Source organism: Cedecea sp., assembly GCF_036500665.1.
Taxonomy (GTDB): domain Bacteria; phylum Pseudomonadota; class Gammaproteobacteria; order Enterobacterales; family Enterobacteriaceae; genus Cedecea.
The window spans coordinates 23,961-48,388 of sequence record NZ_DASYBS010000051.1 but is presented as its reverse complement, the minus strand read 5'-3'; the positions used below and the strand labels follow the sequence as shown (position 1 = coordinate 48,388).

The window sequence follows — 24,428 nt, the reverse complement described above, 5'->3', positions numbered from 1 at the left end:
TATGTTTAAAAGACCGCCTCATTTGTCCGCAGCTTCGGCTGCGGATTTTTTGCATCTGCAGTCCGCCAGCGTTGAGTTTCGCAAAGCGAGCAAAAGCTATGGCGATAATCCCGTTCTGCGCGGTATTGACCTCACTATTGCACCGGGCGAAGTGGTGGCGATTTGCGGCCCCTCCGGCTCGGGTAAATCCACCCTGATAAGGCTTATCAACCAGCTCGAAACCCTCAGCGACGGCGACATTCTCATCGACGGAAAGCCAACCCGACGGTTGAGTCGTGCCGCGCTTCGCCGCCTGAGAAGCCGTATCGGTTTTGTTTTCCAGCAGTTCAACCTGTACGCCCATCTTACGGCCGAGCAAAACATTACGCTGTCGCTAACCCACGTTCATGGCTGGAACCGCGAAAAGGCGCATCTGCAGGCTTTGGTGCTTCTGACTCGTGTCGGTTTGGCGGAAAAGGCTCACCACTACCCGTCGCAGCTTTCTGGCGGGCAGCAGCAGCGCGTCGCCATTGCCCGGGCGCTGGCATCATCTCCGCAAATTATCCTGTTTGATGAGCCGACCTCGGCGCTCGACCCGGAGATGATCGGCGAAGTTCTGCAGGTGATGAAGGATCTCGCCCACAGCGGTATTACCATGATTGTGGTGACGCATGAGATGCAGTTCGCGCGTGAAATAGCCGATCGCGTGGTGTTTATTGACGGCGGGGAGATTCTCGAACAGGCCGAGCCGGATCGCTTCTTCCGCTCGCCGCAGCACCCGCGCGCGCGACGTTTTCTGCAAAAGGTGCTTGACCCGCTGCATGCTGACGCCAGGGCTGAGCCATGAACAGCTATTTTGACTGGGCTGGCGTCCTGACCGGGGCACCGCGCGCCTGGTTGATATCTGGCTTGTTAACTACCGCGTGGGTGACGCTTGCCGGGATAATTATCGCGACGCTGTTTACCGTTCTGCTGTTGGGGCTACGGCTCGCGGGTGGCCGTGCGGGGCGCGTTATTGCGGCGAGCTGGGTTTCAGTTTTCCGTAACACGCCTTTGCTGGTGCAGCTGCTGTTCTGGTATTTCGCCGCCTGGAACACGCTGCCGCAGAGCTGGCGCGGGTTTATTAACGATGATCGCAGCTGGTCTCAGCTGCCCGGCGGCGTCTGGTGGTTGACGCCGGAATTCCTCTGCGCGGCGTGGGGGCTTGGCCTGTTCACCTCGGCTTTTTTGGTGGAAGAGATCCGCAGCGGACTCCAGGCGGTGCCGAAGGGGCAAACCGAAGCCGCGCTTTCTCAGGGCTTTTCCAACTGGCAGCTTTTCCGCAGCGTGTTATTGCCGCAGGGGGTGGTTAACGCCTGGCAGCCGGTGGTCGGGCAGTATCTCAATCTAATGAAGCTCTCCTCGCTGGCAACGGGTATTGGTTTTGCCGAACTCACCAGTCAGGTTCGCCGGATTGAGAGCTATAACGCGCATGCGCTGGCGGCTTTTGCCGTCGGTACGGTGCTTTATCTGCTGCTGGGTCTGGCGATGAGCGGGCTGTTTACGCTTTTTGCACCGGGGCGGCGTGGGCAGCGAAAACCTGCGGCGATGAGGCAGGAGGCGCAGCATGATAGCTAACGTTACGGTGATTACGGATAACCTCGACTATTTGCTGTGGGGGAGAATGGCTCAGGGCGAGCCGGGGGGCGTGCTGTTAACCTTGATGATGGCCGTCGGGGCCGGCGCGCTGGCGCTTGTCATCGGGCTGGGGCTGGCGTGCGTGGCTTGGCGCTATGGCGGTATTGTGCGGCGTGCGCTTTTCATCTGGGCCGACCTGATCCGCGGTATCCCGCTGATCTTCGTCATCTTCTGGCTCTATTTTCTGCTGCCCGCCATTACCGGGCGCGACCTGCCGGGGCCGTTAACCGTGACGCTGGCGCTGGCCTGGTTTACCTCTGCAGCGGTGATGTATACCACCTTGGCGGCGCTGAACTCGCTGGCGAAGGGGCAAAACGAAGCCGCCGTTGCGGGGGGCTTTTCGCCGTGGCAAACGCTGAGGTTAGTCTTGCTCCCGCAGGCGTTGCGTAATGCCTTGCCGTCGTTTGCCGGGCTATTAATTGCGCTTATCAAAGACACGTCGCTGGCGTTTATCGTCAACGTACCGGAGCTGACGACCGTTGCCGGGCAGGTGAATAGCCGGGTACAGATTTACCCGGCGGCCATTTTTATCTTTACCGGCGTTGTGTATTACCTGTTATGTAGCGCGCTGGCCTGGCGTATTTACCGCTGGCAGCGTCAGGGCGCTAGTGTTTACCCACAATAAGGGACACCAGACCGGCCGCGATCAGCGGCCCAACGGGCACGCCGCGGAACAGAGCGACGCCAATGACGGTGCCGACAAGCAGGCCGCCCACCAGCGTTACGCCCCGCCCACCAAGCCACGATACGGCAATTCCGACGACGATCGCGACCAGTGATTTCCAGTGGGTGAAAGAGTGGATGAGATTGCTGGCGGGTAGGGTGCCGCTGGCAATGGGGGCCATTACGCCGATAGTCAGAATAATGATCCCCACCGTCAGACCCTGTTTCTCAATCCACGGAAAGAAGGTGCTAAGTGGAGTCACGCGCACAATAATCAGCACCAGAATTGAAACGGCAACGGTCGTATTGTGACTGGCAAAACCTAATCCAGCGAGGGCCAGAAGGATTAATAGCGTGGGGTCAAAAATCATGATATATCCTTGCCAAATAAGAGGTTTTTAACTTTTATTGTTGTGGTGAATGGCCGACAGCGATTCTGTGGCCGTTCATCATTCTGTCATTTTTGTGGTCAATAATTAAGCGATGTGACAGCAGGAAACGGCTTACAGGAGAAAAGGATGAGCGACCCGGCTTTATTCGATACGATGTGCATCACCGCAGTGTTCCTCGGAATAGCTTCGGTGCTGGTGCTGTCGGTCCTTTACCTCGAACGCCGCTGGTAGTTATTCCGGGCGGTGAAAATCAACCAGCTCCGGGCGCGCAATACGCAAGTAATCCTGTGTATCCATCACCACTGACTTTTCCAGCAAGCCCGCATTGAAGGCAATTTCCGAAAAACGCTCGAAAATAGACGGGTCGGCCACCAGCCGCAGCTGCGCGTGAAAGCTGAACGGCGGAATAGCGCCAAACACACATCGCGTTAATTCATCCACTTCCGCCGGGCTTGCCAGCGACGCTTTCAGGCCGCCAAGCTGCTGCGCCAGTTGGCTCAGATCCGCTTGTTTATCCGCCGCGAGAATGGCCAGCACGTGCAGCTTGACGCCGTTCCCTTTGACCTTGCAGACCAGCGCTTTTGCGCCCTGGCCAAGTTCGGTGCCGCGAATCGCCGAGACCTCTTCACATTTCCCCGCCGCGACGTGGTTTACCACGCGGTAGCGAGCCTGCTGCTGTTCCAGTAAATCGATGAGTTGTTGATGGATGTCTTCGCCTTTTGCCTGCGGTGTCATGGCACTACCTCTTGTCGCTTTTCTAAGTGTCCGTTTTGAATTTTTATCGTATCGCGATAATAGTTATCTGACATGCAAAAAATCAGAGAATAAAATGGCGAGTAACTTACTGACGCAGATGGGAAGCGCTACCGTGCGCGAATGTTTTTTTCAGCAAGAACCCGCCATTGAAAAGCAAAATGCCTCTGTTGTTGAGCTCGATTTTTACCAGCATCATGCTCCGGTACTGAGGGCACAAGGGCTGGGTATCCCTGACGTTTATTTCCTCAGTCAACAGGAGCGAAGGCTCGTTATTGAGTTCATTCCGCAGTACTTAACGCTGGAGGCACTGCTTGCAGCAACCGAACTTTGTGAAAAGCTGGCGATAATTCATCACAGCCCGCCGAAACCTTCAGGGGCATTCAGGCAGCATTCCTGGAGTGACGAGCAAACCGACCTGGCGCTGAGCATGCTCCAACTGCCAACAGACCAGGAGGCCGTATTGCTGAGCTTCCGGACGTGCAGCGATGAGCTGTTTGAGCCGCAGCAACGTGTGTCGGGTGATACGAATGCGGGGAACTGGGGGCGTCGTGCAAAGGGGGATTTGGTCTTGTTTGACTGGGAACGTTTTGGCTACGGCAGCCCGGCAATAGACCTTGCACCTTTGATTAAAGGCATGGGCGATCCCGCCAGCATCAACCAGATGGTGGAGCGCTATCGACAAGCCGCACCTCAGTGGTCAGTACCTGTTCTGGTACGGCATGTCGTTGTGGCAAAAGCCTGGTTGATTACGGAGGTGCTGAGTATTTTGCACCATCGTCATCCGCAGCTATTACCCAAATATCTCAGCTGGTATAGAGCAACATTACCTGGCTGGTTACCGATGGCGCAGCATCTGTGGGCACATCCACAGGGATAGCGTCACCAGCCGTATTCGGAATAGATTTCGCCGTTGATAATAGCGCTGATGGCCTGCTTAACATAGGGTACGGTGTTTTCCGGCAGCTGCCTGATATTTACCCATAGCAGCTCAGAATGCTTATCTGGTTCGGCGACGTAAGGCTGCCCCAACCAGTCTGAACAGAGAAAGAAGTGGCCCATCCAGGAGCGATCTTCGGTTTTAACGTGCATTGAATGACCGAGCTTTAGCTGTTCTGCCTTGATAGTGACGCCCGTTTCTTCATTTGCCTCTCTGGCCGCGGCGCTGAGCAGCGTTTCACCGTTCTCAAGTCCGCCCGCAGGCAGGCTGTAGAAGCCGTCCATCCAGCCGGTGTTGGCCCTGCGGATAAGACAAATTTCATCGTCACGGCGCAGCACAACAAAGACCGCGACGGAAAGCTGATAGCGTTCTCTTCTCATCATTTTCGACTCTTGCTTTTGTGGTCTGTAAATATATACAGTGTTATTGGCCAGGCGCAACGCAAAAACGGGTAGGGTGGTAAGGGGGAGAATCAGTGGAGAAGGCGATGTCGGGTTTCAAGCTAGAAATTTCTGATTACATCAGCGAGGAACATTCGCTGCCTATCGAAGCGGGGCTTAGCGAGTTTAACGCCGCCGTGAGCGGGCTTAACGATCGCATGCCGCTGGCGGTCGTCGTCCGCGATCCCAAAAGCGGAAACGTTGTGGGCGGGATGCTGGGACGTTCTTCATTGGGCGTGCTGTTTATCGATCTGTTTTACCTGCCGCCGGCGCTAAGAGCCCACGGGCTGGGAAGCGAGATCCTGAGGGCGTTTGAAGAAGAAGGGCGTAAGCGTGGCTGTGTGGCGGCCTTTTTATATACCATCAGTTTTCAGGCTCCCGATTTTTACCGCAAGCACGGCTGGGAAGAATTTGGCAAAATCGACTGTTTGCCCGAAGGCACCAGTAGGTATTTTATGAAGAAGGCGCTTTAGGTTAACAACAATAAAGGCCGGTCAATGCCGGCCTCTTATGCGTTGTACGCTTTTTAAATATCGTCCATGGTGTGGCCGACAACAATTTCCAGCGCGTTGCGGTAGACATCACACATTACCACATCGTCGGTGGTCTCCAGGGCGTCAACCAGCCAGATAATAATGGCTTTGTTGGAGACGGACTTATTAGCAGACAGAATGGCCGTGATTGCCTGAGAAATGGCTGCGTTTTCTTCGGCATGCCTGTCTCCGGTGCTTCTGATGTAATCGGATAATGCTTTGTCAGCAAGTCCGGTGTGCATTGCAGAGGGATTGGAAATTAGCTGTGTCGTCATAGTCACTCACCGTTTTCAGTTATTGGCCATGGGCCGCTAGTGGACGTTTTTTGCGTTACGCTGGTTAATCTCTACCGCTTTTAAACGCGCTTCTTTTTCTGTCTTTCCCGCTGAGGCCTGGGAAATATTGCCCTCGATTTCACCGATAATTTTCTGCAGCACTCGACGCCGCCGTGGATCCTGTTCTGTCATGAGCATCGCTTCTAATCTGGCCACCAGGGCGCGGGTGTTTATCGCGCTGTTGCCGTTGAGCAGCGATAACGCTGCTTCACCGATAATCTCATCCGTTAATTGTTCATCGTCGCTTCTCTGCATGTCGTTACTCCTGATTTCCCCGCCAGTGTTTGAATAAATGCTGGCATGAAGTCATTAGCCGGAGCCTGAGAATGAGGAAGGATTCAGCATTTACAACTCTGTGGCTTCACTCCCGAGAGGGCGCGCAGGCCATTAATCTTCTGGCACTCCAATTTGGCTATCACCTTAGCGGGTGAAAAGCATGCCCAGTAGCGCCTGATAATGCTTTTCCTCTTCTGGCTCGGAAACCCGGTCCAGGCGAGAGAGCAATTTTGTACAGATCGCCTTTCGGTTCAGGTTGCGGCCATCGCTAAGAATTTCGAGCACGATTTGCCCCATAGTTTCCTGCTGGGAGAGCGGTGCGGCGCCGCTGAAGTAGCGGGCAATATCGTTTTCTGCGGTGTTCTGGCCGGATGTAAAAGTGTTCTGTCGCATAAGTCGCTCCTGTAAGTTCACACTTTGCAAGATGTTAACTAAGTTATGCAATTGCTATAAAAACTGTACATAAAGGTGTATTACTTCGCTTGCTATTTTTTGATTAAAAGTGCTAATGATTATTTATCAATAAGTTATATGTATTTCTTTTTAACTTAATGATGCGCTAAGTTGTACATTTGCCTTGCGATGAAACGACGTCGAAAACGTTGGATGTTGTTCAGTTGTTTAGGTTTTGTTGAGTTTCTGGCGACGCCAGGGCAGGGATCTGTTAAGTTATGAGCTCTACTTTCCGCAGGGAACGACCATGCTCACCACTGTCATCTATCGCAGCCATATTCATACCGGCACCCCTTTTGAGGATTTGCTGGAGATGGTTACCGCGGCAAACGCGAAAAATATTGACGCAGATGTGACGGGAATACTGCTTTTCAACGGCACGCATTTTTTCCAATTGCTGGAGGGCCCGGAAGCTGGCGTGCAGAAGATTTATGACGCTATCTGTAAAGACGACCGCCATTACAACATTGTTGAGCTGCTTTACGATTACGCGCCGGCCCGCCGCTTCGGGCGGGTGGGAATGGAGCTTTTTGATTTAAGAGAGCACGATAAAAACGATGTATTGCAGGTTGTGCTGGAGAAGGGCACCAGCCGCTATCAGCTTGATTACGATGACCGCGCTTTAAGTTTTTTCCGTACTTTTATCGAGTCGACGGAAAAAGAAAACTATTTTGAGATCCCTCCGCGTGATTCATGGGAATTTATCATCGATGCGCCAGCTCATCCGGCATCCGGCAAGCATGTCCCCCGTGAACACATAACCTTTCAGCCTATTGTTGACCCGATGGCCCGTTCTGTCGCGGCTATCGAGGCGTTAGCCGCGGATCCTGTTTCAGCTGAAGCGCTGGATGGCGATGTTTACCAACGCGATCTGCTGAACGCGAAGGCGGCTTTTGCCGCAGCTCAGGCCGCTAACCTTGGCCGGCAAACGCTATGCGTCAATCTGCTGCCAATGACGCTGGTGATGATTCCTGGCACCGTAGAACAACTGCTGGCGGATATAGAAACAAACAGACTTGTCCCCGAGCAGGTGGTGATTGAATTCACCGAAAGCGAGATCATTCCTCATATGGAGGCGTTTACCGACGCCATCAGGCACCTTAAATCGGCAGGTATTAAGCTGGCGATTGACGATTTTGGCGCAGGGTTTGCGGGCCTGCAGCTGCTGGCGCAGTTTCAGCCTGAGAGACTCAAGATTAATCGGGAGCTGATTCGGGACATCCATAAAAGTGGGCCACGGCAGGCCATTATTCTGGCGATCATCAGGTGCTGCGCCTCGCTTGAAATTGCGGTCTCTGCCACCGGTATTGAACAACCGGAAGAGTGGATGTGGCTGGAGGCGGCGGGTATCTCGCACTTCCAGGGCAACCTGTTCGCCAAACCCTGCGGGGGAGGCGCTTTCAGGATTGCCTGGCCAGAACGTAAGGCCGAACTGTGATTTCTGTTCTGGTGGCTCCCTAAAAGCTTTTAGGTTTCACTTGTACAACCCGGAAAAAAATTGTACACATTGAACAAATTGACTAGTGTTTTAATGGAAGCGTGAGATCTGTGTACGGGGAGGGACACTATGGCCTATTACACTATCGGTGATGTAGCAGAGCGATGTGGCATCAACCCGGTCACCCTGCGGGCCTGGCAGCGCCGCTACGGTTTGCTGAAACCTCAGCGCAGCGAGGGCGGCCATCGGCAGTTTGATGATGCAGACGTTCAGCGCATTGAAGAAATTAAGTACTGGATGAGCAAAGGCGTTTCCGTGGGCAAAGTAAAAGCCCTGCTGGAGCGTAGCCACGTGCCGGAAGAGCAGCTGTGGGTGACGTTGCAGGAAGAAATGATGCTCCTGCTCAGGAAAGTAAACCCTGCGAAGCTGCGCGAGAAAATTGTGGCCCTGAGCCGGGAACACAGCCCCGATCTGCTTATCGACAATCTCTTGTTACCCGTCAGAAACAAACTCGCTCAGGATGAATCTACGGCTTCGTTGATGCGTAGCCTGCTCGATGGCGTGTTGATCCGCCACTGCGCTCAATGCCTGACAGAAGCGCAGAGCCAAAGTGGGGAAGAGATCCTGCTTATTGGCTGGCAAACGGACGATCGAACAGCCTTGTGGCTGGAGGCGTGGCGTCTATCCCGCAGAGACAAGAATGTTAACGTGCTTGCCGAGCCGGTTGAAACGTTACGCCCGGAGCTTTTCCCCGGGCAGCATATTTTTTTGTGGACGGGAAAAGCGCTGTCGGAAGCGCAGCAAAAGCAGCTTGCTCACTGGAAACAGTGGGGATATGACATTGAACTTCACCACTAAGTGAGAATAAAAAGCCGGTAAATTACCGGCTTTTTCGTTTCAGCGACTAATGTGTATCGCTGGTCTGCTTCTGAAACAGTTCCCGGAACACCGGATAGATATCATCCTGATCCCGAATATGCTGTATCGCGAAGTTATCGAAGGTGGCCTGCAGGTTTTCGTATTCACGCCACAAGGTCTGATGCGCCCGGCGGGTGATTTCGATGTAGCTGTAGTAGCGCACCACCGGCAGCAGTTTTTTAGCGAGAATGTCGTGGCACAGCGGCGAGTCGTCTGCCCAGTTGTCACCGTCCGAGGCCTGCGCCGCATAGATGTTCCACTGCGCCGGATCGTAGCGTTCCTGCACCACTTCATCCATTAATTTCAGGGCGCTGGAGACAATAGTGCCGCCGGTTTCCTGCGAGTAGAAGAACTCGTGCTCGTCCACCTCTTTGGCCTGGGTGTGGTGGCGAATATAGACCACCTCCACGTTTTTATAGGTTCGGCTCAGGAACAGATAGAGCAGAATATAAAAGCGTTTTGCCATGTCTTTGGTGGCCTGGTCCATTGAACCGGAGACGTCCATCAGGCAAAACATCACCGCCTGGCTGGAAGGTTCCGGGCGCTTTTCGTAGTTCTTGTAGCGTAAATCGAAGGTGTCGATAAACGGCACGCGGGCGATTTTTTCCCGCAGTTCGGCAATCTCTTTGCGCAGGCGTTCCTCTTCAAGCAGCTGCGCTGGCTCGCTGTGGCTGACCGCCTCCAGGCTCTCTTCCAGCGCGTGCAGCTGGCGGCGTTTACCGGCACTCATTGCCGTACGGCGCGCCAGCGAGTTTTGCAGCGAACGCACAACGCTGATATTGGCCGGGACGCCGTTGGAGGTAAAGCCCGCGCGGTGTGATTTAAATTCGGTTATCTGCCGGTGCTGGTTACGCTTCAGGTTGGGCAGGGCCAGATCCTCGAACAAGAGGTCGAGGTATTCATCTTTGGAGATCTGGAATACGAACTCATCCTGGCCTTCGCCGTCCTGGCTCGCCTGACCCTGGCCGCTCCCACCGCCGGCGCCGCCGCCCTGTGGGCGCTCGATGCGATCGTTTTGTACGAAGTGGTCGTTGCCGGGATGGACGCGGTGACGCAGGCCGCCGCGACCCTGATGAAACATCGGTTCGTTGATATCCTCATTTGGGATGGAAACGGACTCGCCGCTGTCCACGTCGGTGACCGAACGCTTGTTAATGGCCCCGGAAATCGACTGTTTTATTTGCGCCTTATAACGACGCAAGAAGCGCTGGCGGTTCACCGCGCTCTTGTTTTTGCCGTTAAGCCGCCTGTCTATGAAGTAGGCCATAGTTCCCCCAACTGCTTATGCCAGGTGCGCAAACGGGCCACGCCGCCCGGCGTGACCCGCAGGAAACTCCCTTAAGAAGACTTACGAACCCGCAGATACCATTCACACAGCAGACGAACCTGCTTGCGGGTGTAGCCTTTCTCCATCATCCGATCGACAAAATCATCGTGTTTCTTCTGCTCGTCGGTGGAGGTTTTGGCGTTGAACGAGATAACGGGCAGCAGCTCTTCGGTGTTCGAGAACATTTTTTTCTCGATAACCGTGCGCAGCTTCTCGTAGCTGGTCCAGTTTGGGTTACGACCGTTATTATGGGCACGGGCGCGCAGCACGAAGTTGACGATTTCATTACGGAAATCTTTCGGGTTGCTGATGCCTGCCGGTTTTTCAATTTTCTCCAGCTCCGCGTTCAGGGATTCACGGTCAAACAGCTGGCCGGTATCCGGATCGCGGTATTCCTGATCCTGAATCCAGAAGTCAGCGTAGGTGACATAGCGGTCAAAAATGTTTTGCCCATACTCTGAATAAGATTCAAGGTAGGCCGTCTGGATCTCTTTCCCGATAAATTCCGCATATTTAGGGATCAGGTAACCTTTCAGGTATTCCAGATATTTCTCTGACTGTTCCTGCGGGAACTGCTCGCGCTCGATTTGCTGTTCCAGCACGTAGAACAGGTGAACCGGGTTAGCCGCCACTTCTGCATGGTCAAAGTTGAACACGCGGGAGAGGATTTTAAAGGCGAAGCGCGTTGAGAGTCCGTTCATGCCTTCATCGACCCCGGCGTAGTCCCGGTATTCCTGGTAGGATTTGGCTTTCGGGTCGGTATCTTTCAGGCTTTCGCCATCATAGACGCGCATTTTTGAGTAGATGCTCGAGTTTTCCGGCTCTTTCAGGCGCGACAGGATAGAGAAGCGAGAAAGCGTTTCCAGGGTGCCAGGGGCACATGGCGCATGGGACAGTTCGCTGTGGTTAAGCAGCTTCTCGTAGATTTTGATCTCTTCCGAGATGCGCAGGCAGTAAGGCACCTTGACGATATACACGCGGTCAAGGAAGGCCTCGTTGTTTTTGTTATTGCGGAAGGTGACCCACTCGGATTCGTTAGAGTGCGCAAGGATAATGCCGTTAAACGGCAGGGCGGAAATCCCCTCTGTGCCGTTGTAGTTGCCTTCCTGGGTCGCCGTCAACAGCGGGTGAAGCACCTTAATTGGCGCTTTAAACATCTCGACGAATTCCATAATGCCCTGGTTCGCGCGGCACAGCGCACCGGAATAGCCGTAAGCATCCGGGTCGTTTTGCGCATGGTGTTCCAGCTTGCGGATGTCCACTTTACCGACCAGCGCAGAGATATCCTGGTTGTTTTCGTCACCCGGCTCGGTTTTCGCTATCGCGATTTGCGCCAGAATGGACGGCCAGACTTTTACCACGCGGAATTTCGTGATGTCGCCACCAAACTCGTGCAGGCGTTTCGCCGCCCACGGCGACATGATCGTGCCGAGATAGCGGTTAGGAATGCCATACTCTTTTTCCAGAATATTGGCGTCTTCCTGCGGGTTGAACAGGCACAGCGGATGGTCGTTGACCGGGCTGCGCTCGCCGTTGGCGCTCAGCGCGTAAATGGGCACGCGCTGCATTAATGCTTTCAGGCGTTCGGCCAGCGACGATTTACCGCCACCCACCGGGCCCAACAGATACAGAATTTGTTTCTTCTCTTCCAGCCCCTGAGCGGCGTGTTTCAGGTAGGCCACGATCTGCTCGATAGCCTCTTCCATGCCATAAAACTCTTCAAACGCCGGGTAGCGTGCCACCACGCGGTTTGAAAAGAGACGGGACAGCCGTGGCTCTGTGGCAGTGTCGACCATCACTGGTTCACCAATGGCCGTCAATAGCCGTTCTGCCGCATTGGCATAGGCACTGCGATCTTGTTTACAGATAGCAAGAAATTCCTGCAGTGTGAACTCTTCGTCCTTGGCAGCTTCATAACGCTGGCGATAGTGATCGAATATATTCATGGCATGCCGTCCTTTCGTTTTTAGCACAGGTTAAAGAGCCGTTGGTATGTGTAGTAGGGGCTCCCCGGAAGACGTCTGCTAAATAAACAGCAACCCTTGTGCCAGGTTGATACCGGGCATCGATGCTGCCGTATCAGCTAATCACCTTCCTAAAATAAAGCGTAGATGGCATTTGCAAAACTTGCATACGGTCAAAACTCAATTTCAATGACATATCAATAACTCATCCTAAAAATTTCGCTTTTGAGATAAGCGGCAGAGTTCGCTTTCACATGGCTGACATAAAGATGAAAATCCGCCGTCATCTGACTGCAGGATGCTAATGAGTTGGCTGAAGGTTGTGATTAAGTAAATTATTTGGGATGGGAGCCAAGGGCGGTTACACTTCTTGCGCTGATTATTTGATTAAAGGACTGAAAGGATTGTGACCAAATTCAAACTTCTCGCATTAGGCGTACTGCTTGCCTCCTCCGTTAGCGCCGTACACGCAGAGGGCCCATGGTCTATTGGGGCCGGTGCGCTGGTATCGCCAAACCCTTATAAAGGCGACCAGAACCGCGTTTATCCGGCTCCTCTGCTTGGCTATGAAGGTGACAATTTCTACTTCCGCGGCTTCAACGCGGGTTACTACCTGTGGAATGACGAAGCCGACAAGCTCTCCGTGACCGCCTACTACTCGCCGCTGCATTTCAGGCCGAAAGACAGCAACTACGACAGTATGCGCGCGCTGGATTACCGCCATTCTACCGTGATGGCTGGCCTTTCCTGGGTGCATAACACGGATTATGGTTTCCTGCGTACTGTGCTGGCCGGGGATATCCTCGACAACAGCAACGGCATCACCTGGGATACCGCCTGGCTGTACCGCTACAACGCCGATAGCCTGACGCTGACGCCGGGCGTGGGTGTTGTCTGGGACAGCAAGAAACAGAACGATTACTACTACGGCGTAAGCGGCAAAGAAGCGAACCGGAGTGGCCTGAACGAATATGACGCCGGCAACAGCTGGTCGCCATACGTTGAGCTGTCCGTCAACTACAAGCTGAACGCAGACTGGAATGTATTTGGTATGGGTCGCTACATGCGCCTGTCCAAAGAAGTGACCGACAGCCCAATGGTCGACAGTAACTGGACCGGCGTGCTGCTGACGGGTGTGAACTACAGCTTCTAATGGGTGCAAGTCATGCACTAAAACGGGGCGCTTGCGCCCCGTTTGCTTTTCTGTGGTGCAGAGGCTTACCGCCTTTGCCCTAAGCGGGTGAAACCCGCTTAGCCTTTCTTCGCCACGCTGATGGTCTGGCTCAGGCGAGTCGGTTTCTCCGCGCTGGCTTTTTGCTTTTTAGACGCGCAGGCGGTCTCTACGCAGACGAAGGTTTTGTAGCCGTCATCCGGCATATCACCCATCGAAATGGACAGCGCCGGACCCGTGTTCCAGCCCACCACGTTGTAATGATGGTGATGAACCACGTTCAGGGTGCGTTTCAGGCTGCTTGCGTCGTGAATGACGCTGCACTCCTCCGGCTCCAGGTAGAGGCGATCGGTGCGGTCCGGGAAGGTCTGCACGCCGTCGGTAAGCTGGCCAGCCGCTTCATTCAGTACCTTATCGATGTAAGGCTTGCCGAGGCCGCTGACTTTCACATCTGCGATATCGCCGACGTTGAAGTAGGTGTGCAGGGCCGAAGTGGTTTCGAACTCACCGTGCGCTTCCAGCTCAATTTCGCAGGTTTTCCCTAACTTGAAGCGGGCATACAGCGTGAACTCATGCGGCCACAGTTTCAGCGTTTCTTCGTTGTTATGCAGCTCAAAGGTCAGGACCACGCCGTTGGCGTCTTCGTTGTGCGCGCTCAGCGTCCACGGCAGGTTACGGGCAAAGCCGTGCGCTGGCAGGCCAGCCTTTTCCGCCGGGCCAAACCATGGCCAGCAAATCGGTACGCCGCCGCGCAGCGCTTTCCCTTTATGGAAAGGCGTGATGTCGCTCAGCCACAGCACTTCATCTTCTCCGACAGGCTGCCAGGAGAGCAGGTGAGCGCCCTGAAGCGCGAAGGACGCCCGCACCTGTGGATGATCGACCACGATGACGTCCAGCTCATCGTTTACGCGGCGGGTAAGGGAGGGGGTAATTTGTTCGACGACCGGAAGTGCAAAAATTTTATTAATCATTTCTTATTTCCTCAGTCCTGGGTCTTTCAGGCAAAAAAAAGGGCGACCGAAGTCGCCCCATAGGATCAGGTTCTCATCTCAACTTATTTGGAGATGTGAGCAATCAGATCCAGTACTTTGTTGGAGTAGCCAGTTTCGTTGTCGTACCAGGAAACCAGTTTCACAAAGTTGTCGTTCAGTGCGATACCTGCTTTAGCATCGAACACGGAAGTCAGTACTTCGCCGTTGAAGTCGGTAGAAACTACGTCATCTTCGGTGTAGCCCAGAACGCCTTTCATTGCGCCTTCGGAAGCAGCTTTGATTGCTTTCTTAATTTCTTCGTAAGAAGCAGCTTTTTCCAGACGAACGGTCAGGTCAACAACGGACACGTTAGGGGTAGGAACGCGGAACGCCATACCGGTCAGTTTGCCTTTCAGCTCTGGCAGTACAACGCCTACCGCTTTAGCAGCACCGGTAGAAGAAGGGATGATGTTCTGAGCTGCGCCGCGGCCGCCGCGCCAGTCTTTGTGAGACGGGCCATCAACGGTTTTCTGAGTCGCGGTGGTAGCGTGAACGGTGGTCATCAGGCCTTCAACGATACCGAAGTTGTCGTTGATAACTTTAGCCAGTGGTGCCAGGCAGTTGGTGGTGCAGGATGCGTTGGAAACGATGTCCTGGCCAGCGTATTTTTCGAAGTTAGCACCGCGAACGAACATTGGGGTGTTGTCTTTGGAAGGACCAGTCAGAACAACTTTTTTCGCGCCAGCAGTGATGTGCTTACGCGCGGTTTCGTCAGTCAGGAACAGACCCGTTGCTTCAGCAACAACGTCAACGTTCACTTCGTTCCACTTCAGGTTAGCCGGGTCACGTTCTGCGGTAACACGGATAGTTTTACCGTTAACAACCAGGTTGCCGTCTTTAACTTCAACAGTACCGTTGAAACGACCGTGAGTTGAGTCGTACTTCAGCATGTAAGCCATATAGTCAGCGTCTAACAGGTCGTTGATTGCAACGATTTCGATGTCAGAACGTTCCTGAGCAGCACGGAAAACGATACGGCCGATACGACCAAAACCGTTGATACCTACTTTGATAGTCATAGTATTCCACCAGCTATTTTTTAGTGAATAAAAGGTTGGCTGTAAAATTACAAAAACCTTACGCAGCGTCAAGCGGAATCGTGTCAATCATTGCGACAAATCAATCCTGTGACCAGGGTTTGTACGACTGAACGCCTCACGCTTCCTTTTGGGCTTAAATCCAAATGGGGACGATGCGGGGGATTTTAAACGCCAGTCCCAACAATAATGTGATTCACGTCACGCTTTGTGCCGTGCCAGAATTTCAGGCCTAAGTTTAGAACAAAAACCAGCACGGCGTTGTTAATTTTTTGTTAGAATGGTGCCGTGAGCTGTCCCAATTGAACTGACCGAGATGTACGCCTATGTCTAATCAATTACCCCCTGATTCAAATAAGAAAAACCTCAGTGAGATGCAATATTACGTGACCCAGAAGCACGGCACAGAACCCCCGTATTCAGGGCGTTTACTGCATAACAAACGCGACGGGATTTATCACTGCCTGGTGTGCGACGCGCCGCTGTTTCTTTCGGAAACGAAATATGACTCCGGCTGCGGCTGGCCTAGCTTTTACGAGCCGGTTAATCCGGACGCTATCCGCTATCTGACCGATAACTCCCACGGTATGGAACGCGTTGAAATTCGCTGCGGTACCTGCGATGCGCATCTTGGCCATGTGTTCCCGGACGGCCCTCAGCCAACCGGTGAACGTTATTGCGTCAATTCTGCTTCTCTTAGCTTTACAGATGAGCAAAACGGCGAGCAGGTTGATGGTTGAAGAATCGATTCAGCTAATTATTCCTCTGCGGGGTGAAAAATGAGCAATTTGGATGAGATGTTAAGCGTGATGACGCCGGAGATTTACCAGCGTCTGACGACGGCCGTCGAACTGGGTAAATGGCCCGACGGCGTGGCGTTAACCCCGGAGCAGAAGGACAATAGCCTGCAGCTGGTGATGCTGTGGCAGGCGCGCCACAACACGGATGCGCAGCACATGACCATCGACACCAACGGCCAGATGGTGATGAAGAGCAAGCAGCAGCTGAAAGCGGAGTTTGGCATCGAGCCCGCGCCGTTTGTGACCATGAAGCTGCAATAAGTAAAAAGGGAGGCTTTATCGCCTCCCTTATTTTTTATCGTGTTACTGATTATTTAGCGTGATCAATGCCCAGTGACTCGGCGAGCTGCTTCGCCAACTGATTGTTGTCATCCGCGCCGTACTCCCAGAACATCGCGCCGCCCAGGCCTTTTTCTTTGATGTACTCGGCTTTGATCTTCACCGAGCGCGGGTTCTCGTAAGAAATCGCGAACAGCGGTTTACCTTCAGCAGACTTCAGCGTCAGGTACGGCACCTTCGCGTCGTCATCCCACTCTTCGGTAAAGCGCTTGTGAGGATCGTTCAGCATCTTCTTTACCAGGTCGTTATATTTGACGTAAGTGTCTTTCGTCAAATCCACGCCCAGCGCGGTTTTAAACAGCTCCAGCTCGCGTTCACCGAAGTAGGGCTGCGTTACAGGGTTTTTCTGCGCATCGGGTTTTGACCAGTCGATGCCTGGCTCTACGGCGCGCTTAGGTACGCGGCCATAGAAGCCGATGCCCAGGTTCATCTGCTGCGGTTTCAGCCCGGCGGCCAGGTAGTTATTCACCACGAAGTCAGCGCTGTATTTGTCGGCTTCGGCCACCGTCGGCCATTTTTTCGAATCATAAAGATTCGAGTTGAAGTACTGCGTGCCGTACGCCATGTCGTAGGTCATCAGGTTGATGTAGTTCAGCACCGGCGCAATGGCCTTCACATCAACCCAGCTTTTCGGGCTTTCGGCGTTGGCCCCGACGGCAATAGTAACCAGTTTTTTATCGCCCACGGCTTTACGCAGCTCTTTCAGCAGGGCGGTGAAGTTATCCCGGTCCGCGTCGAGCTTATCAACCAGCCCCCACGCGCCGTTGACCGGGAACTCCCAGTCGAGATCGATCCCGTCCAGGCCATACTTATCCATCACTTCCTGTACGGAGCGGATAAACACCGCACGGTTTTCAGGCGTTGCCGCAGCGGCAGAGAAACCACGCGCGCCCCAGCCGCCCACCGACAGCAATATTTTCAGCTGTGGATTCTGTTTCCGCAGCGTCGGGAGGGTTTCAAGGTCAGAGATAACTTTGGGGGAAAGATAGATTTGATGGAGCTTTGACGCGTCTTTCAGGGCTTCGTTGGTTTCGCCTTTCTCGTCGTTATAAATCAGGCCAAAGGAGTAATTGAGGTGGGTAATCTGGCGCACATCAAGCTTATTGATATCCCCCCCGGGGCCGGCAGTAACGTCGCCGCCGCCGTTGAAGTAACCCACGGAAAGCAAAGATTCAGCCTGCGCAACGCCGCTGCAGGCGAGCGTCACCGCGGCCACCAGTGGTAACATTTTACGTGTGAATGACATAATGATTCCTCTTTGACGGGCACAACATAAAAGCTCCCCGGCCACGCTTAACAGACGAAAACGGCGGAAAGCGAAATCAGCTAACGTGCTGAATAAATTCACTGAATATTATTATGAGAGCGCTCCCAGTCGAGGGCGAGTAAAAAAAGCGTAGAGTGTGAGCGGAATCGATACAAAAGTGCGGGGCGGGGAGCCGCCCCTACAATTATTGGCAGGTAAAGTCTATTGGCAGGTAAAATCGGCGAAGGTCATTAACGTTGCGCCCTCAACCGCCATCTCCTGAAATGCCTCCAGGCTGCTTTGGGGACGCAGGTTCACGCCACGGCAGCCATCGGTGATGACGGTGACTTCATAACCCAGCTTCAGAGCGTCCAGCACGGTAAACTTAACGCAGAAATCCGTTGCCAGCCCCAACACCACCAGGCTGCGGATGCCCTGCTCGTGCAGCCAGGCATCCAGTTCTGTTTGCTGTCGATGGCCGTTATCGAAAAACGCGCTGTAGCTGTCGATAGCCGGATTTTGGCCTTTATAGACGATCTTATCGATGCCGGACGCTTTCAGCAGCGGGTGAAGTTTTGCACCTTCGCTGTTCTGGACGCAGTGATCGGGCCACCAGGTTTGCGTCAGGCCGTCGAGCGTGCCCTCCGTGAAGGGGGCAGCCCCTTGTGTACTGGCGAAACTTCCATGCTTTGCCGGGTGCCAGTCCTGGCTTGCTACCACGCTTTCACCGCGGGCGTTAAACAGCTCGATAAGCGGGTTAGCGACCTCAATGGTGCTGTCGCCTCCCGGGACGGCAAGCGCGCCACCGGCACAAAAGTCGTTCTGCAAATCTATCAGCAGTAAAGCACGCTGCGTCATGGCCGTTCCTTATTCGTCAGGGGTCAGTTCACCACGCAGATTGCGCGACATCGCGTCACGAATCGCCTGTGCGTCCAGCTTCTGGCTAAGCAGGTAGTGAAGTTTGGTCAGCGTGGCTTCTACCGTCATATCGAATCCGCTGATAACGCCTGCCTGCGCCAGCGCGTTGCCGGTAGCATAGCCGCCCATGTTCACTTTGCCGGACATACACTGCGTGAGGTTAACCACCACGATGCCGCGCGCGCTGGCTTCCTGCAACTCTTTAATGAATGCGCCCTGCTGTGGGGCATTGCCCACGCCGTAGGAGCGCAGGATCAGGGCTTTTACCGGCTGGCGCAGGAAGTTACCCACCACATCGGCGGAAATTCCCGGATAGATAGTCACCACGCCAATCGGCTGCGGCGTAATCGGGTGGACTATCAGCTCACCTTCGCCATGTGGCGCAGGCGGCGTATTCAACTTGCGGATGTGGATCCCGGCTTCCAGCAGCGGCGCAAGGTTAGGGGAGGCAAAGGCATCAAAGCCGTCGGCGTGTGCCTTGGTGGTGCGGTTCCCACGGTACAGGCGGTTGTTGAAGAATAGCGTCACTTCGTTGATGGGATAATTGGCCGCCACGTACAGCGAGTTCAGCAGGTTAATTTGCCCGTCTGAGCGCAGCTCGGCCAGCGGGATCTGCGAGCCCGTGACGATAACCGGCTTACCGAGGTTTTCCAGCATGAAAGAGAGTGCCGAGGCGGTAAACGCCATGGTATCAGTGCCGTGCAGGATCACGAAGCCGTCGTACTCGTCGTAGTGGGCCTTGATGTCGTCGGCAATGTGCTGCCAGTCTTCGGGCGTCATGTCCGACGAGTCCATCAGTGGGGCGTACTCGTGAATGGTGAAGTCGGGCATTTCCGGGCGATGGAACTCGGGCATCATCGCCAGCTGCCGCTGGAGGTGGCCGGAAACAGGAATGTAGCCGTGTTCAGAACGCTGCATCCCGATGGTACCGCCGGTGTAGGCAACGTAGATGGATTTCTTTTGCATGGGTTTGCTCGATGCTTTCGATATTTGCGGCAGAGTATAGAGAGGATGACGGAAAAAAAAAGCCCGGTTTAACCGGGCTTTGCTTCATTGAAGTAAATTAACGCACGTCGCCGCAGGTGAGGCAGAAGGCGTAACGGTTTTGCGGATCGTTCATGGTGCCGAACTTGTCATTCTGAGCTTTGACCGCCAGTGCGGCGTCGGCCAGCGGGGCTGGCAGATAAGCCTGAATAGCCTGCGGCAGCGCAGCGCGGACGGAACCGGTCATGGCGTTAAAGACCATGTCGGTAAAGGTCGCGTCATCCTGCCAGAACGCCAGGTGCCAGCTCTTCAGCTTCGCCAGCTCGGCGGCTTTGGCGACGGCATCGTCAAAGTCACCCAGGCTGTCTACCAGGCCGTTAGCCTTCGCATCTTCGCCGGTCCAGACGTGGCCCTGGGCAATCTGGTCGATTTGCTCAGGCGTTTTGTTGCGGGAAGCCGCCACCAGGCCGATAAAGCGCTTGTAGCCATTGTCGATGCTGAGCTGCATCATCTGCTGAACTTCCGGCGGCAGTTTTTTGGTCACGGCCACGTCAGCCAGCGGCGAGGTCGACACGCCGTCGGTATGGACGCCAATCGCGTCGAGGGTGTTTTCTACGGTGTTGATGACGCCGAAAATACCAATTGAACCTGTCAGGGTGCTTGGGTTGGCGATGATGTAGTTTGCCGGGGTGGAGATCCAGTAGCCGCCGGATGCCGCCATGCCGCCCATTGAAACCACGACTGGTTTGCCGGCATCACGCGCGGCAACAAGCTCTTCACGGATGGTTTCGGACGCAGTTACGCTGCCGCCAGGGCTGTTCACGCGGAAGACGATGGCTTTCACCTTCGGATCCAGGCGAGCTTCACGGATCTGCATGGCGGTAGTGTCGCCGCCGACCTGGCCTGGGGTTTCTTCGCCATCCATGATCGCGCCGTTGGCGAAGATCACCGCGATGGCATCGCCCTGGTCAGACGGTTTTTTCACGTTGTAGTCGTAAATGCTGGTGTAGCTAAAGTCTTTGTTAGCTTTGCTCCAGCCGAACTGCTTAACCAGCGCTTTGTCCACGGTCGCGCTGCTTGCCAGCTCATCCACCAGTTTGTTGTCCAGCGCATATTTTGCCGTATCGCCCCCCAGCTTCTGCAGGTTATCCAGCAGCGCCTGCGCGCCAGGGAACGCCTGCTGAGCGGTGATCTGGCGGTTTGCCGCGATGGTGTTCAGATAGTTTTGCCACAGTTCGCCAATCCAGCGGCTGTCCGCGTCGCGCGCGGCAGGTGACATATCGTCGCGAATATATGGTTCAACCGCTGATTTGTAGGTACCGACGCGGAAGACGTGAGTTGAGACCTTCAGCTTATCCAGCAGGGTTTTGTAATACAGCGCGTTGGTGGCGAACCCGTGCAGGTCAACCATGCCCTGCGGCGAGAGCCAGATTTTATTGGCAAAGCTTGCCAGGTAGTACTGACTCTGGTTATAGCTGTCGCCCATGGCATAAACCGGCTTGCCGCCGTCGCGGAACTCGCGCAGCGCTTTGCCGATGTACTGCATCGAAGGCTGGTCGGCCCCGGCGAAATCTTTCAGATCCAGCACGATACCGGTGATATTGCGATCGTCCTTCGCCTGGCGAATGGCGTCGACGATGTCGAACAGGGAGTTTTCCTGCAGGCGGTCTGAACTGGCACCGACCAGCTGGCGGCCAATCACGCCCAGCTTATTGCTGACCGACGGTTTGTCGACCACCACGCCGGTGATGTCCAGCAGCAGCGCACCACGCGCGGGCTCTGCTGGCGTGCTTTTTACCTGCATCCAAATTCCGACCCCAACCAGGATCAGCAGGATGAGGAATAAGTTGAGAATAAATTCCCGAATAAAGTTAAGCAGACGCCAGGTCCACTTAAAAAAGCCGCTAATAAATCGCCCAATGGTGCGCATGTTTTCTCCATAACCTTCAATAGGGTATTACCCGCACGCCGCAATGAGGCAGGCTAAAGCGGCGAAAGTAAAGGCTATCCTAAAGAGAGGGCGAGGAAATGTCAGCAGGAAATCGGGGCGAGGCTGTAACAAAAACTACGTCTGTGATAATTTTGTGAATGAAAATCATTTAACAGACTGGTGACAAGCTTTGCTCTTTGCCAGCCATTTCATGTAAGTAAGGGGCTTTTAAATGGATGCACTTGAACTTTTGATTAACCGCCGCAGCGCGTCCCGCCTGGCTGAACCTGCACCGGCAGGTGAAGTGCTGGAGAATATTCTGCGCGCCGGTATGCGTGCGCCAGACCACGGTACGCTCCAGCCGTGGCGTTTCATCGTGATTGAAGGTGAAGGTCGTGAACGCTTTGCCCAACTGTTAGAGAAGGCGGCCATCGCTGCAGGAATGGATGAGAAGGGCGTTGAGAAAGCGCGTACCTCGCCGTTCCGTGCTCCGCAAATCATTGCCGTGGTTGCGCATTGTGATGCTAATCATAAAGTGCCGGTGTGGGAGCAGGTTGTTTCCGCGGGCTGTGCGGTGATGGCGATGCAAATGGCGGCGGTTGCCCAAGGCTTTAACGGCATCTGGCGCAGCGGCGCATGGACCGAAAACGACATGGTTCGTGAAGGGCTGGGCGGTCGTGAGCAGGATAAAGTGGTGGGCTTCCTTTATCTTGGTACGCCGCAGCTTAAAGCCTCTACCACCATTAGCGTGCCGGATACCGCCGCCTTCGTTTCTCGCTTCTGATTGGGCGTTACCCTGCCGGGTATTTACCCGGCAGGGACTTCACTGCTTATTTCTTCTGCTGTTTCGCAAATTCGTCTTTCGCTTTCTGCAGCTGCTGCTGGAAGGCCGCATTGGTATGCAGCGTGGCCACTACGGCAGAGCCCACCACGCGGGCGGCATCGATATCGCTCTGCCAGTGGTAGCCGCAAATCACGCGGCTTTGACCCAGCTCGAACCCACGCTTGAGGATGTCGTTCTGGCGCTGAGGGTTAATTTCCGCCAGCACCAGTGCGGTGGCCCAGCCGATGGATGTATGCCCTGAAGGGTAAGAGCCGTTTTTCGACAGCTTATCCTGCTCTTTGGTGTTGCAGGTTGGCACGCCGTAGAAGGCAAACGGGCGGATGCGCATATACTTTTCTTTCGCGCCGCGGGTGGCGAGGTCGCCCGCATCCTCGATCATGTTGGTCAGCAGCTTGTGCAGTTCAGGCGCATCTTTTTCGGTGATCGGTGACCCAAACGCACCGGAGAAGGCGTTGGCTACGCCGCCGCCGCTGAGGTTGGCATCTTCCTCGGCTAACTTGCCGCGTTCAGTCGACCGCAGCAGGCGGCCTTTCTCATACATCGCCTGGTCGTTTAAGAACGCAATGCTGCCGATTTCCGGCGGCGGTGGCAGCAGCGTCAGGCTGTCGATGGCCTGAGCGTTGGTCAGGTAATAAAGATCGGGTTTAGTGGTTGTGTCATTTCCCGGCGGTGCGAGGGCAAAGGCTGCAGAGGAGAACAGGCCGGCAATACAGAAGGCAATTACGCTTTTTTTCATTGTTATTCCTTACGTGCGTGAGTTATCCAGTTTGTTGCCTCCCGGTTGTAACATTTCTGTCATATTCGAGTAAAAGAGCGCATCGGCAAAATGCGGCCTGGCTTCACAAAACTTCCGCTTTGCCTGCATAGTGAGCAACGACACGCGATTTAGGACAGTCAGACTTACTACTGAGGCGTTTGAGCGCTACCATATACTCGTCATACTTCGGGCTGCAGCTTGAAGTATTTAGAGTAGAAATGCCTAACGACAGGAGATGTCCATGAAGCAAACCGTTCGTTTGACCCAGTACAGCCACGGCGCAGGATGCGGCTGCAAAATTTCCCCAAAGGTTTTAGAAACTATCTTGCACAGCGAGCAGGCGAAGTTTGTCGATCCGAATCTGCTGGTGGGGAACGAAACCCGCGATGACGCGGCGGTTTACGACCTGGGCAACGGCACCGGCATCATCAGCACCACCGACTTCTTCATGCCGATTGTTGACGATCCTTTCGATTTTGGCCGCATCGCGGCGACTAACGCCATCAGCGACATTTATGCCATGGGCGGCAAACCGATCATGGCGATCGCTATTCTCGGCTGGCCGATTAATACGCTGGCGCCGGAAATCGCCCGTGAAGTGATTGAGGGCGGGCGTTACGTCTGCCAGCAGGCGGGGATTTCGCTGGCCGGAGGCCACTCTATTGACGCCCCTGAACCTATTTTTGGCCTTGCCGTGACCGGCGTGGTGCCTACTGAGCGAGTGAAGAAAAACAGCTCCGCCGAAGCTGGCTGTAAGCTGTTCCTCACCAAACCACTCGGCATTGGCGTGCTGACCACCGCCGAGAAAAAATCATTGCTGAAGCCGGAGCACAAGGGGCTGGCGGCAGAAACCATGTGCCAGCTGAACAAAGTCGGCGCGGAATTTGCCGACATCGCGGGCGTGACCGCGATGACCGATGTGACCGGTTTTGGCCTGCTTGGCCACCTGAGCGAAATGTGTGAAGGCGCGGGCGTTCAGGCGGAAGTGTGGTACGAATGCGTGCCGAAACTGCCGGACGTGGAAAGCTACATTGAGCAGGGCTGCGTGCCGGGCGGCACCTCCCGTAACTTCGCCAGTTACGGCCAGCTGATTGGCGAGATGCCTGAAGCATGGCGCAACCTGCTGTGCGATCCGCAAACTTCCGGCGGCCTGCTGCTGGCGGTGCGCGCTGACGCAGAAGCCGACGTTTTTGCCGTCGCGGCGCGTAACGGTATTCATCTCAGCCCAATCGGGGAGCTCAGAGACGCCCGTGCCGGTCGCCCAATGATTGAGATCCGTTAAT

General features: G+C 54.6%; 28 protein-coding genes. 13 read left to right on the top strand and 15 right to left on the bottom strand.

Annotated elements, in window-relative coordinates:
- The first annotated feature begins 1 nt into the window (after position 1).
- Genes VGM55_RS08490 through VGM55_RS08480 form a run of 3 tightly spaced genes read left to right on the top strand, consistent with a single transcriptional unit; the run spans position 2 to position 2,281 of the window.
- Entirely contained in the window at positions 2-826 is an 825-nt protein-coding gene (locus VGM55_RS08490) for an amino acid ABC transporter ATP-binding protein (RefSeq protein WP_331635232.1), read from the top strand.
- On the top strand, positions 823-1,596 hold the full coding sequence (locus VGM55_RS08485; protein WP_154187586.1) for an amino acid ABC transporter permease: 774 nt from the start codon (positions 823-825) through the stop codon (positions 1,594-1,596). The genes VGM55_RS08490 and VGM55_RS08485 overlap by 4 nt, the downstream gene beginning before the upstream one ends.
- Positions 1,586-2,281: an amino acid ABC transporter permease gene (locus VGM55_RS08480; protein ID WP_154187585.1), complete on the top strand. Its 696-nt coding sequence runs from the start codon at positions 1,586-1,588 to the stop codon at positions 2,279-2,281. The genes VGM55_RS08485 and VGM55_RS08480 overlap by 11 nt, the downstream gene beginning before the upstream one ends.
- Here VGM55_RS08480 and VGM55_RS08475 read toward each other — a convergent pair.
- Positions 2,262-2,687 (bottom strand): DUF441 domain-containing protein, encoded by a 426-nt coding sequence (locus VGM55_RS08475; protein ID WP_331635239.1) that lies wholly within the window; start codon positions 2,685-2,687, stop codon positions 2,262-2,264. The two genes, VGM55_RS08480 and VGM55_RS08475, sit on opposite strands and share 20 nt — an antisense overlap.
- A 150-nt stretch (positions 2,688-2,837) precedes the next feature.
- Here VGM55_RS08475 and yoaI point away from each other — a divergent pair, with 150 nt between their 5' ends.
- The gene (yoaI, locus tag VGM55_RS08470) at positions 2,838-2,942 is read left to right on the top strand and encodes a small membrane protein YoaI (protein ID WP_331635231.1); all 105 of its coding nucleotides are present in this window, start codon (positions 2,838-2,840) and stop codon (positions 2,940-2,942) included.
- Here the strand turns inward: yoaI and VGM55_RS08465 are convergent, their stop codons facing one another.
- Positions 2,943-3,446 (bottom strand): YbaK/prolyl-tRNA synthetase associated domain-containing protein, encoded by a 504-nt coding sequence (locus tag VGM55_RS08465; RefSeq protein ID WP_331635230.1) that lies wholly within the window; start codon positions 3,444-3,446, stop codon positions 2,943-2,945. It lies immediately after the preceding gene.
- A 94-nt stretch (positions 3,447-3,540) separates the two neighbouring features.
- On the opposite strand from VGM55_RS08465, the gene VGM55_RS08460 reads away from it, so the two are divergent.
- Complete coding sequence (locus VGM55_RS08460; protein WP_331635229.1) at positions 3,541-4,344, top strand: phosphotransferase; 804 nt, start codon at positions 3,541-3,543, stop codon at positions 4,342-4,344.
- A gap of 2 nt (positions 4,345-4,346) precedes the next feature.
- Here VGM55_RS08460 and VGM55_RS08455 read toward each other — a convergent pair whose 3' ends face one another.
- A complete protein-coding gene (locus tag VGM55_RS08455; RefSeq protein ID WP_331635228.1) occupies positions 4,347-4,787 on the bottom strand; it encodes an NUDIX hydrolase in 441 nt (146 codons plus the stop codon).
- A 104-nt stretch (positions 4,788-4,891) separates the two neighbouring features.
- Here VGM55_RS08455 and VGM55_RS08450 point away from each other — a divergent pair, with 104 nt between their 5' ends.
- The gene (locus VGM55_RS08450; RefSeq protein ID WP_154187581.1) at positions 4,892-5,317 is read left to right on the top strand and encodes a GNAT family N-acetyltransferase; all 426 of its coding nucleotides are present in this window, start codon (positions 4,892-4,894) and stop codon (positions 5,315-5,317) included.
- A 53-nt stretch (positions 5,318-5,370) separates the two neighbouring features.
- On the opposite strand, the gene VGM55_RS08445 is transcribed toward VGM55_RS08450, so the two are convergent.
- From VGM55_RS08445 to ycgZ, 3 genes are all read right to left on the bottom strand, one after another.
- On the bottom strand, positions 5,371-5,652 hold the full coding sequence (locus tag VGM55_RS08445) for a biofilm development regulator YmgB/AriR family protein (RefSeq protein WP_154187580.1): 282 nt from the start codon (positions 5,650-5,652) through the stop codon (positions 5,371-5,373).
- Between the two features lie 36 nt (positions 5,653-5,688).
- Entirely contained in the window at positions 5,689-5,967 is a 279-nt protein-coding gene (locus VGM55_RS08440; RefSeq protein WP_154187579.1) for a hypothetical protein, read from the bottom strand.
- A gap of 165 nt (positions 5,968-6,132) precedes the next feature.
- Positions 6,133-6,381 (bottom strand): regulatory protein YcgZ, encoded by a 249-nt coding sequence (ycgZ, locus tag VGM55_RS08435; protein ID WP_154187578.1) that lies wholly within the window; start codon positions 6,379-6,381, stop codon positions 6,133-6,135.
- A 307-nt stretch (positions 6,382-6,688) separates the two neighbouring features.
- Here ycgZ and VGM55_RS08430 point away from each other — a divergent pair, with 307 nt between their 5' ends.
- Both VGM55_RS08430 and VGM55_RS08425 read left to right on the top strand, forming a co-directional pair.
- Positions 6,689-7,879, top strand: coding sequence for a diguanylate phosphodiesterase (locus tag VGM55_RS08430; RefSeq protein ID WP_154187577.1), 1,191 nt, complete (start codon positions 6,689-6,691; stop codon positions 7,877-7,879).
- A 129-nt stretch (positions 7,880-8,008) separates the two neighbouring features.
- Positions 8,009-8,737 carry a MerR family transcriptional regulator gene (locus tag VGM55_RS08425; RefSeq protein WP_154187576.1) on the top strand — a complete coding sequence of 243 codons (729 nt, stop codon included), beginning with the start codon at positions 8,009-8,011 and terminating at the stop codon, positions 8,735-8,737.
- A gap of 46 nt (positions 8,738-8,783) precedes the next feature.
- On the opposite strand, the gene VGM55_RS08420 is transcribed toward VGM55_RS08425, so the two are convergent.
- On the bottom strand, positions 8,784-10,064 hold the full coding sequence (locus VGM55_RS08420) for a YeaH/YhbH family protein (protein ID WP_331635227.1): 1,281 nt from the start codon (positions 10,062-10,064) through the stop codon (positions 8,784-8,786).
- Positions 10,065-10,135: 71 nt separating this feature from the next.
- Positions 10,136-12,070 (bottom strand): protein kinase YeaG, encoded by a 1,935-nt coding sequence (gene yeaG, locus VGM55_RS08415; RefSeq protein ID WP_154187574.1) that lies wholly within the window; start codon positions 12,068-12,070, stop codon positions 10,136-10,138.
- A 424-nt stretch (positions 12,071-12,494) separates the two neighbouring features.
- Between yeaG and VGM55_RS08410 the strand changes: the two genes are divergently transcribed.
- Positions 12,495-13,241, top strand: coding sequence for a MipA/OmpV family protein (locus VGM55_RS08410; protein ID WP_331635226.1), 747 nt, complete (start codon positions 12,495-12,497; stop codon positions 13,239-13,241).
- A 98-nt stretch (positions 13,242-13,339) separates the two neighbouring features.
- Here VGM55_RS08410 and VGM55_RS08405 read toward each other — a convergent pair whose 3' ends face one another.
- Both VGM55_RS08405 and gapA read right to left on the bottom strand, forming a co-directional pair.
- Positions 13,340-14,230 (bottom strand): D-hexose-6-phosphate mutarotase, encoded by an 891-nt coding sequence (locus VGM55_RS08405; protein WP_331635225.1) that lies wholly within the window; start codon positions 14,228-14,230, stop codon positions 13,340-13,342.
- 83 nt (positions 14,231-14,313) lie between these two features.
- Entirely contained in the window at positions 14,314-15,309 is a 996-nt protein-coding gene (gapA, locus tag VGM55_RS08400) for a glyceraldehyde-3-phosphate dehydrogenase (protein WP_008456666.1), read from the bottom strand.
- 344 nt (positions 15,310-15,653) lie between these two features.
- Between gapA and msrB the strand changes: the two genes are divergently transcribed.
- Together msrB and VGM55_RS08390 are read left to right on the top strand one after the other, a co-directional pair.
- Positions 15,654-16,067: a peptide-methionine (R)-S-oxide reductase MsrB gene (gene msrB, locus VGM55_RS08395; protein WP_154187572.1), complete on the top strand. Its 414-nt coding sequence runs from the start codon at positions 15,654-15,656 to the stop codon at positions 16,065-16,067.
- A 39-nt stretch (positions 16,068-16,106) separates the two neighbouring features.
- The gene (locus tag VGM55_RS08390; RefSeq protein WP_154187571.1) at positions 16,107-16,388 is read left to right on the top strand and encodes a YeaC family protein; all 282 of its coding nucleotides are present in this window, start codon (positions 16,107-16,109) and stop codon (positions 16,386-16,388) included.
- Between the two features lie 49 nt (positions 16,389-16,437).
- On the opposite strand, the gene VGM55_RS08385 is transcribed toward VGM55_RS08390, so the two are convergent.
- From VGM55_RS08385 to sppA, 4 genes are all read right to left on the bottom strand, one after another.
- Entirely contained in the window at positions 16,438-17,712 is a 1,275-nt protein-coding gene (locus VGM55_RS08385) for a glycoside hydrolase family 18 protein (RefSeq protein ID WP_331635224.1), read from the bottom strand.
- Positions 17,713-17,934: 222 nt separating this feature from the next.
- Entirely contained in the window at positions 17,935-18,570 is a 636-nt protein-coding gene (gene pncA, locus VGM55_RS08380; RefSeq protein ID WP_331635223.1) for a bifunctional nicotinamidase/pyrazinamidase, read from the bottom strand.
- A 9-nt stretch (positions 18,571-18,579) separates the two neighbouring features.
- The gene (gene ansA, locus VGM55_RS08375) at positions 18,580-19,596 is read right to left on the bottom strand and encodes an asparaginase (RefSeq protein WP_331635222.1); all 1,017 of its coding nucleotides are present in this window, start codon (positions 19,594-19,596) and stop codon (positions 18,580-18,582) included.
- A gap of 97 nt (positions 19,597-19,693) precedes the next feature.
- Entirely contained in the window at positions 19,694-21,544 is a 1,851-nt protein-coding gene (sppA, locus tag VGM55_RS08370; RefSeq protein WP_331635221.1) for a signal peptide peptidase SppA, read from the bottom strand.
- A 232-nt stretch (positions 21,545-21,776) separates the two neighbouring features.
- Between sppA and VGM55_RS08365 the strand changes: the two genes are divergently transcribed.
- Positions 21,777-22,328, top strand: coding sequence for an NAD(P)H nitroreductase (locus tag VGM55_RS08365; RefSeq protein ID WP_154187566.1), 552 nt, complete (start codon positions 21,777-21,779; stop codon positions 22,326-22,328).
- 46 nt (positions 22,329-22,374) lie between these two features.
- Here VGM55_RS08365 and phoC read toward each other — a convergent pair whose 3' ends face one another.
- Complete coding sequence (gene phoC, locus VGM55_RS08360; RefSeq protein WP_331635220.1) at positions 22,375-23,124, bottom strand: acid phosphatase PhoC; 750 nt, start codon at positions 23,122-23,124, stop codon at positions 22,375-22,377.
- A gap of 262 nt (positions 23,125-23,386) precedes the next feature.
- Here phoC and selD point away from each other — a divergent pair, with 262 nt between their 5' ends.
- Positions 23,387-24,427: a selenide, water dikinase SelD gene (gene selD / locus VGM55_RS08355; protein ID WP_331635219.1), complete on the top strand. Its 1,041-nt coding sequence runs from the start codon at positions 23,387-23,389 to the stop codon at positions 24,425-24,427.
- Position 24,428: the final 1 nt, after the last annotated feature.

What these genes read in the sequence shown, in the direction of transcription:
- VGM55_RS08490 (WP_331635232.1), top strand. Translation starts at nt 2, where the DNA reads ATGTTTAAAAGACCGCCTCATTTGTCCGCAGCTTCGGCTGCGGATTTT.
- VGM55_RS08485 (WP_154187586.1), top strand. Translation starts at nt 823, where the DNA reads ATGAACAGCTATTTTGACTGGGCTGGCGTCCTGACCGGGGCACCGCGC.
- VGM55_RS08480 (WP_154187585.1), top strand. Translation starts at nt 1,586, where the DNA reads ATGATAGCTAACGTTACGGTGATTACGGATAACCTCGACTATTTGCTG.
- yoaI (WP_331635231.1), top strand. Translation starts at nt 2,838, where the DNA reads ATGAGCGACCCGGCTTTATTCGATACGATGTGCATCACCGCAGTGTTC.
- VGM55_RS08465 (WP_331635230.1), bottom strand. Translation starts at nt 3,446, where the DNA reads ATGACACCGCAGGCAAAAGGCGAAGACATCCATCAACAACTCATCGAT.
- VGM55_RS08460 (WP_331635229.1), top strand. Translation starts at nt 3,541, where the DNA reads ATGGCGAGTAACTTACTGACGCAGATGGGAAGCGCTACCGTGCGCGAA.
- VGM55_RS08455 (WP_331635228.1), bottom strand. Translation starts at nt 4,787, where the DNA reads ATGATGAGAAGAGAACGCTATCAGCTTTCCGTCGCGGTCTTTGTTGTG.
- VGM55_RS08450 (WP_154187581.1), top strand. Translation starts at nt 4,892, where the DNA reads ATGTCGGGTTTCAAGCTAGAAATTTCTGATTACATCAGCGAGGAACAT.
- VGM55_RS08445 (WP_154187580.1), bottom strand. Translation starts at nt 5,652, where the DNA reads ATGACGACACAGCTAATTTCCAATCCCTCTGCAATGCACACCGGACTT.
- VGM55_RS08440 (WP_154187579.1), bottom strand. Translation starts at nt 5,967, where the DNA reads ATGCAGAGAAGCGACGATGAACAATTAACGGATGAGATTATCGGTGAA.
- ycgZ (WP_154187578.1), bottom strand. Translation starts at nt 6,381, where the DNA reads ATGCGACAGAACACTTTTACATCCGGCCAGAACACCGCAGAAAACGAT.
- VGM55_RS08430 (WP_154187577.1), top strand. Translation starts at nt 6,689, where the DNA reads ATGCTCACCACTGTCATCTATCGCAGCCATATTCATACCGGCACCCCT.
- VGM55_RS08425 (WP_154187576.1), top strand. Translation starts at nt 8,009, where the DNA reads ATGGCCTATTACACTATCGGTGATGTAGCAGAGCGATGTGGCATCAAC.
- VGM55_RS08420 (WP_331635227.1), bottom strand. Translation starts at nt 10,064, where the DNA reads ATGGCCTACTTCATAGACAGGCGGCTTAACGGCAAAAACAAGAGCGCG.
- yeaG (WP_154187574.1), bottom strand. Translation starts at nt 12,070, where the DNA reads ATGAATATATTCGATCACTATCGCCAGCGTTATGAAGCTGCCAAGGAC.
- VGM55_RS08405 (WP_331635225.1), bottom strand. Translation starts at nt 14,230, where the DNA reads ATGATTAATAAAATTTTTGCACTTCCGGTCGTCGAACAAATTACCCCC.
- gapA (WP_008456666.1), bottom strand. Translation starts at nt 15,309, where the DNA reads ATGACTATCAAAGTAGGTATCAACGGTTTTGGTCGTATCGGCCGTATC.
- msrB (WP_154187572.1), top strand. Translation starts at nt 15,654, where the DNA reads ATGTCTAATCAATTACCCCCTGATTCAAATAAGAAAAACCTCAGTGAG.
- VGM55_RS08390 (WP_154187571.1), top strand. Translation starts at nt 16,107, where the DNA reads ATGAGCAATTTGGATGAGATGTTAAGCGTGATGACGCCGGAGATTTAC.
- VGM55_RS08385 (WP_331635224.1), bottom strand. Translation starts at nt 17,712, where the DNA reads ATGTCATTCACACGTAAAATGTTACCACTGGTGGCCGCGGTGACGCTC.
- pncA (WP_331635223.1), bottom strand. Translation starts at nt 18,570, where the DNA reads ATGACGCAGCGTGCTTTACTGCTGATAGATTTGCAGAACGACTTTTGT.
- ansA (WP_331635222.1), bottom strand. Translation starts at nt 19,596, where the DNA reads ATGCAAAAGAAATCCATCTACGTTGCCTACACCGGCGGTACCATCGGG.
- sppA (WP_331635221.1), bottom strand. Translation starts at nt 21,544, where the DNA reads ATGCGCACCATTGGGCGATTTATTAGCGGCTTTTTTAAGTGGACCTGG.
- VGM55_RS08365 (WP_154187566.1), top strand. Translation starts at nt 21,777, where the DNA reads ATGGATGCACTTGAACTTTTGATTAACCGCCGCAGCGCGTCCCGCCTG.
- phoC (WP_331635220.1), bottom strand. Translation starts at nt 23,124, where the DNA reads ATGAAAAAAAGCGTAATTGCCTTCTGTATTGCCGGCCTGTTCTCCTCT.
- selD (WP_331635219.1), top strand. Translation starts at nt 23,387, where the DNA reads ATGAAGCAAACCGTTCGTTTGACCCAGTACAGCCACGGCGCAGGATGC.